This is a genomic window from Microbacterium sp. NPDC055683, from assembly GCF_053617895.1.
In genome coordinates this window covers 21,426-27,658 of record NZ_JBSHGQ010000046.1, presented here as the reverse complement: position 1 = coordinate 27,658, position 6,233 = coordinate 21,426, and the positions used below count along the sequence as shown (strand labels likewise).

Sequence of the window (6,233 nt, the reverse complement as noted above, 5' to 3'; positions counted from 1 at the left end):
GGGTGAACGCGGCCGTCTCCACCGCCTCGTCCACGGCGTACCCGACGATGCCCGCGCCGCCCTCCCGGCTGCGCTCGCGGCGGGCCCGCTCGGCGGCCGACAGCTGCTCGCCGGCGCCGGCCAGCTGCAGACGCCGTCGACGCATGCGGGGGCGGCGTCGAGCACTCCGTCGAGCGGCGTCAGGAGCAGCGGCTTCGGGTCGGGGCCGGAGGATGCGGACATGGCGACCATGCTACGCCCGCGCGCGGACGCGGGGGCCGCGCACGCGGAACCAGGCGCGCACGGCGATCTCGTAGAGCGCGGCGAGGGGCAGCAGCACGATCCAGGCGCCGTCGCGCACGTCGACGGCGGGGGCGAGCCTGTCGGCGAGGTCCGGCCGCTGCCGGCGCAGATCCTGCCGAGCGCGCTCCGCGTGCAGCGGGTTCGACACGAGCACGATGCGCGTGGCGCCCTCGAGGAACGGGGTCGTGAGGAGCAGGTTCTCCCACGTCGTGCGCGACGCGCTCTCGCGCACGACGTTCCTCCCGGTCTCTCCCGCGTACGCGGCCATGAGGTCGGCCTCGGCGATGCGCCCTCCCGGGCTGCCGCCGGAGAAGACCAGCAGGTCGGCGTCGTCGCGATCCGCGGTGGCGAGAGCCGCACGGACGCGCCAGCGGTTGACGGCGTTGATCCGCCCGCCCGCGTTGCGGAACCCGAGCGCGACGACGACCGTCCGGCCGTCCTCGGCGTGCGACCCGAGCGCCCGACGCGCCGCGACCCGGTTCACCACCTCACCCGCCGCGACCCCGGCCGCGAGCACGATCCCGGCCGCGAGCACGATGCTACCGGCGAGCACGGTGCTACCGGCGAGCACGGTGCTACCCGCGAGCGCGGTGCTACCCGCAAGCGCAGGGCCACCCGCGACCGCGACCCGCGCGATCACGCGAGGGGTACCCAGTAGCGGCGCATCGCCTTCCCGTCCGCCGTGTCGCGGACGTCCTCCAGCACGCCGCCGGCTCCCTCGATGGTGCGGCGCGAGGCGACGTTGTCGACGTCGCACACGATGAGCACCCGGTCGTATCCCCGTGCACGGGCGAGCTCGAGCGTCGCTCCCAGGGCCCACGAGGCGAGGCCCCGGCGGCGCGCAGACGGCCGCACGCCGTAGCCGATGTGCCCTCCCTGCGCGAGGAGGAACGGCGTCAGCTCGTGGCGGAAGGCGATGGCTCCGAGGTACTCGTCGCCGTCGACGATCCATCGGTGCGTGCACGTGACCATCCCCTCGCCGGGCGCGGTCGTCTCGGCGGCGTTCAGGCGCGCGACCCAGCGCTCGAAACCTTGCGCCGTCTCGACCAGATCGCCCTGCGCGAGGCCCGCACCGTCCTGCCAGGCTCCCTCCCACTCGACGTGGGACGAGAGGAACGAGCGGTGGAAGCGGGTGTCGGGAGCGACGAGTTCGACCATCCGCCCAGGCTAGCCCGGCGGCTCCGCCTCCCCGCCGCTGCGGCGATAGGCGCTCGGTGTGAGCCCGATCTGCTCGCGGAACGCCCGGTGCGCGGAGTCGACCGAGCCGAAGCCGACCGCGATCGCGATCTCCTCGAAGCTGCGGCGCGTGAGCAGCATCTCCCGCGCGGCGGCCTCGACCCGACGGCTGCGGATGGCCCGGGCGACGGACAGCGGCTCGTCCTGGAAGAGACGGTGCACGTATCGCGTGCTCACGCGCAGGCGGCGCGCGATGTCGCTCACCTGCAGGTCGGGGTCGGCGTACTCCCGCTCGATGAGGTCGTACACCCGCTGCCGCAGGGCGTCGTCGGCGCGGAACGTCCGCGTCGCGCCGACGGGAGCCGAGAGGATGGCCTGCGCCAGATCGAGGAGCGCGTGCGCGACGAGCTCGGACTCGCGCGTGCCGTCGTCGGGAGCGGCGTTCGACAGGGCGCGCATGACGGCGCCCCACGTGACGATGACGGGCGAGCGCTCCAGCACGGTGAACTCGACCGCCTCGAGCTGCTCGGGCGGCAGGCGCAGGTCGCGGATCGGGATGGAGGTGGTCGCGAGCCGGGTCGGCCCCTCCGTCCGGAAGCGGAAGGGCTTTCGCAGGTTGACGGCCAGGATCTGGCCCGGGTCGATGCGCGCGCTGCGCTCCCCCGCGTCGACGAAGACGGTGCCCTCCACGACGTAGGTGATCCGGATGAGGTCCGACGGGGCCGCGAGGATGTGCGCCGGCGTCCGCTCGCACACGAAGGCGGAGGCGGAGAAGTCCTCGTACGCGTAGTCCTGCAGCGGGACCGACACGAGGCGCCCGGCGAAGGCGTCGACGTCGGGGCTCGTCATGGCGAACCAGAGCGAGAGCGCGCGGAGCCCCTCGGCTCCGCTGAAGCGGTAGACGGTGCGCGTGCCCGCTGTCGCGGCGAAGGTGATGCCCACGGGGTACGGGACGATCCCGGTCACGTGCCCTCTCACCTCCTCCTGTCGGGGCGCGCTCCTGCGTGCGCGCCGGATGCCGGTCTTCTGTCGACGGACCGCACGGGCCCGGACGGAGCGCGCCGGCCGCACGGGCGGCTCACGGCTCCCTCTACGAGTAAGCCAGCGCGCGCCGCGTGATCGGGCGTGGCGCATCCGCAACGCGCGCCGCGCGATCACCGCAGTTCGCGAACCACGCTACGCGGCGGGAGCGCGCGCCCGTCCCGCCGGATGTACCCCCGCCGCACCCAGGAAACCCCCGTTCACACGGCGTTGGCCACTGCGGCGGGAGGGGACGGCGGCGCGGGTCGCCGCGGCCGGGGCGCTCGTGCGCGGATACGGCGGGCGGGTATCGGCCGCGCCCCGCGCGGATAGCCTCTCCCCCGTGGGCAGATTCATCTACGGGCCGGGCGACGCGATCGACCTCGACGATCGGACGCTGGCGCATCTGCGCATCATCGTCATGAACAAGCTGCGGCGGTCGGAGCCGTTCATGTTCGACGCCTCGCCCGGCGAGGGGATGGGACGCCGCAGCTTCTGGGTCCACCCCGCCGTGCCCCTGCAGTTCCAGTTCCACGGCGGCCGGTCTCCGCGCCTCAACCGCGCCTGGCTCGACGACCTCATGAAGGCCGCGAGCGGGCCCACCGGCCTCACGATCACCCCCGAGCCGCCGGAGCCGGTGGACGGCGGACCCGCCGACTGACCGCACGCCGCGGGTGCCACGCGCCGCGTGCGCTGTCAATCGCCTGGGGCTTCGCCCGCCGCCCCGGTTAGCGTCGCGACATGGCACGCACCTGGCGCATCATCCGCTGCACTCCCGAAGAGCTGTCGGCCGTGCTCGCCGACGGATGGCTCTACCCCGTCTGGGTGGTCGGCGCCTCGCGCATGCGCGACGTCGACGACGGATGGCCCGCCCCCGGCCGGCGGCTGCATCACTCCTTCGGCGTGTGGCCGGTGCTCATCGACGACACGACGGAGGCGCTCGAGTGGCGCCCGCAGGCGCGCATGCGGCTGCGGGCGCGCGGATGGCCCATGGGCGAGGCCGAGGTGACGATCGACATCCGCGCGCATGCGCAGGGGTGCCTCGTCCGCATCACGGAGCGGGCGGTCCGCGGGCCGGGGGCCTGGATCCCCGGCTTCCTCCTCGACCCGCCCCTGCACATCCGCAATCGGGAGACGCTGCGCAGGCTCGCCTTCCTCGCCGAGGGGCACGCGGCGCGCGCGAGGGCGGGGGCGGCCGAGACCCCGTGACAGGATGGCGGTAACCGCACGGCTATCCGGAAGGACCGTCCCCGCATGCCGATCTCGTCGACCCGTCTCGCCGCCGTGGCCCTCCTCCCCCTGCTCCTCCCGCTCGCCGCCTGCGCGGACACGCGCGGCGACGCCGCCCGCGCCGCCGCGGACGAGCTGGTCGCCGCGCTGCAGGACCGGTCGCTCGAGGGGGTCGCCGACGCGGCGGCCGCGGAGGCGTTCGCCGCGCAGGCGGAGCCGCTCGCGGCGTACGACGTCTCGGTCGCGGCCGGCGAGGTCGAGCGCGAGGAGGCCGCGGCGACCGTCCCGCTGTCATGGTCGTGGGACGTGGAGGGCCACACCTGGGAGTACGAGACGGTCGCCACGCTCGTCGAGGAAGACGGGGCATGGACGGCGGACTGGTCGTCGGAGACGTTCGTCCCCGGCCTCGCCGCCGACGAGCAGCTCTCGGTCACGAGATCGTTCGGCCCCCGCGCAGACATCGTCGACGCCTCGGGCGATCCCATCGTCACGGAGCGCGCGGTCGGGCGCTACGGCCTCGACAAGGCGAACGTCGATCCGGCCGCTGTGGGAGAGTCGGCGGAGCGCATCGCCGCCGCGGTCGGAATCGATGCCGCCGCGTACCGTGCGACCGCCGAGGGCGCAGGCCCGCAGGCGTTCGTGGAGGCCATCGTCGTCCGCGAGGGCGAGGAGGACCGCTACGTGTCGGCCGACTTCGCGTCGATCCCCGGTGCGCTCGTCGTGGCCGACGAGATCCCGCTCGCGCCGACGCGCACGTTCGCGCGGGAACTGCTCGGCATCGTCGGACAGGCGACAGCGGAGGCCGTCGAGGCCTCGGACGGCGCCGTGCGCGCGGGCGACGAGGTGGGGCTCTCCGGGCTCCAGCAGACGTATGACGCGGCCCTCCGGGGCACGCCCGATGTCGTCGTCGAGGCGGTCGCGGGAGAGGACCGCCGCGAGCTCGCGGCGTGGGAGGGCGAGGACGGCACCCCGCTCGTCCTCACGCTCGACCAGGACATGCAGATCGGCGCCGAGGAGATCCTCGCCGGTCTGGGCGACGACGCGCCCGCCAGCGCGATGGTCGCCATCCGCCCGTCCACCGGCGAGGTGCTCGCCGCTGCCAACGGGCTGGGGGCGGAGGGGATGAACATCGCGACGACGGGGGCGTACGCACCCGGCTCGACGTTCAAGCTCGTCACCTCGCTCGCGCTCCTGCGGGCGGGCGTCGGGCTCGACGACGTGCTGAGCTGCCCCGAGTCGCTCACGGTCGACGGCTACACCTTCTCCAACTACGACGACTACCCCGCGTCGGCGCTCGGCGAGGTCGCCTTCCGCACGGCCATCGCCCACTCGTGCAACACGGCGCTCATCGGCGCCCGCGACCGCATCGACGAGGGGGCGCTCGAGTCGGCGGCGGCCGCGCTCGGTCTGGGCGGCGAGATCGATCTCGGCTACCCCGCATCTCTCGGCCAGGTGCCCGCACCGGAGGGCGAGACCGAGAAGGCCGCCGACCTCATCGGGCAGGGCCGCGTGCTCGCCACGCCCCTCGCGATGGCGACGGTCGCGGCATCCGTTCAGGCCGGGGAGACCGTCGTGCCTCACCTCCTCGTCGAGGAGACCGGCACGGCGGACGCCGACGTGCCGCTCACGCCGGATGAGGCGTCGTCGCTGCAGGAGCTCATGCGCGCCGTCGTCACGGACGGGTCGGCGACCTTCCTGGCGGGCGTCCCCGGGGAGCCCGTCGGGGCGAAGACGGGCACGGCCGAGTACGGCGAGCCCGACGCCGACGGCGCCTACGCGACGCACAGCTGGATGGTCGGGACCCACGGAGATCTCGCCGTCGCCGTCTTCGTGGAGGACGGCGTCTCAGGTGCCGAGACGGCGGGACCCCTCCTGCAGGCGTTCTTCGAACGCTGGTGACGCTCAGCGCCCGAGGGGCTCATCCCTCGAGCGCCTCGCGGATGTCGTCGAGGTTCCGGTCGGCCTGCTCCAGGAGCGCGGCCGTGAGGGCGAAGCGGCGGTTGATCTCGGCCGTCGGCGGCTCGGCCTGCGGCTTGTAGCGGAAGTCGTGCTCGACCTCGGCCCACACGTGCTCGAGCATGGTGCGGATCTGCACCTCGACGGGGATGCCGGCGTCGAAGTCGGGGAAGGCGCCGTCGCCGCGCGTGCGCCCGACGAACTGCACGCTGCGGTAGCCGAAGCTCTCGGGGCCCAGCAGCTCGCCCTTGTCGATGTAGGAGTCCTCTGCGACGTCGAGGAGCCGGCGCGCCATCTTCTCGATCTGCGGCAGGTCGCGGCGGAAGAACGCCATCACCCGCACGCCGATCATGTCGAGGACCGGCCTCGTCGGATCGCTTCTCACCTTGAGCTCGTACGAGTAGCGCTTCTTCACGCGCGCCTCGACGCGGACGTACGACACGCCCCACTGGCGCAGGTGGATCGGCAGCTCGCGTTCGAGAGCCTCGCACAGCAGGCGGTAGGCGGGCAGGGCGCGATCATAGGCGCGCAGCGCCTCCTTGACCTCGGCCTCGATGTCCACCGGGACA

7 protein-coding genes are annotated in these 6,233 nt (G+C 73.9%); 3 read left to right on the top strand and 4 right to left on the bottom strand.

Annotated features, from left to right (window positions below):
• Positions 1–232: 232 nt before the first annotated feature.
• The 3 genes from ACWGPF_RS15165 to ACWGPF_RS15155 form a co-directional block, all read right to left on the bottom strand.
• On the bottom strand, positions 233–853 hold the full coding sequence (locus tag ACWGPF_RS15165) for a YdcF family protein (protein ID WP_452333588.1): 621 nt from the start codon (positions 851–853) through the stop codon (positions 233–235).
• 65 nt (positions 854–918) lie between these two features.
• Positions 919–1,440, bottom strand: a complete 522-nt coding sequence (locus ACWGPF_RS15160) for a GNAT family N-acetyltransferase (RefSeq protein ID WP_452333587.1) — start codon at positions 1,438–1,440, stop codon at positions 919–921.
• 9 nt (positions 1,441–1,449) lie between these two features.
• A complete protein-coding gene (locus tag ACWGPF_RS15155) occupies positions 1,450–2,424 on the bottom strand; it encodes a helix-turn-helix domain-containing protein (protein ID WP_452333586.1) in 975 nt (324 codons plus the stop codon).
• Between the two features lie 397 nt (positions 2,425–2,821).
• Here ACWGPF_RS15155 and ACWGPF_RS15150 point away from each other — a divergent pair, with 397 nt between their 5' ends.
• From ACWGPF_RS15150 to ACWGPF_RS15140, 3 genes are all read left to right on the top strand, one after another.
• Positions 2,822–3,139, top strand: coding sequence for a DUF7882 family protein (locus ACWGPF_RS15150; protein WP_452333585.1), 318 nt, complete (start codon positions 2,822–2,824; stop codon positions 3,137–3,139).
• An 80-nt stretch (positions 3,140–3,219) separates the two neighbouring features.
• Entirely contained in the window at positions 3,220–3,687 is a 468-nt protein-coding gene (locus tag ACWGPF_RS15145) for an SRPBCC family protein (RefSeq protein WP_452333584.1), read from the top strand.
• Between the two features lie 45 nt (positions 3,688–3,732).
• Positions 3,733–5,607: a penicillin-binding transpeptidase domain-containing protein gene (locus ACWGPF_RS15140; protein ID WP_452333583.1), complete on the top strand. Its 1,875-nt coding sequence runs from the start codon at positions 3,733–3,735 to the stop codon at positions 5,605–5,607.
• A gap of 19 nt (positions 5,608–5,626) precedes the next feature.
• Here ACWGPF_RS15140 and ACWGPF_RS15135 read toward each other — a convergent pair whose 3' ends face one another.
• The gene (locus ACWGPF_RS15135; protein WP_345436340.1) at positions 5,627–6,226 is read right to left on the bottom strand and encodes a GTP pyrophosphokinase; all 600 of its coding nucleotides are present in this window, start codon (positions 6,224–6,226) and stop codon (positions 5,627–5,629) included.
• Positions 6,227–6,233: the final 7 nt, after the last annotated feature.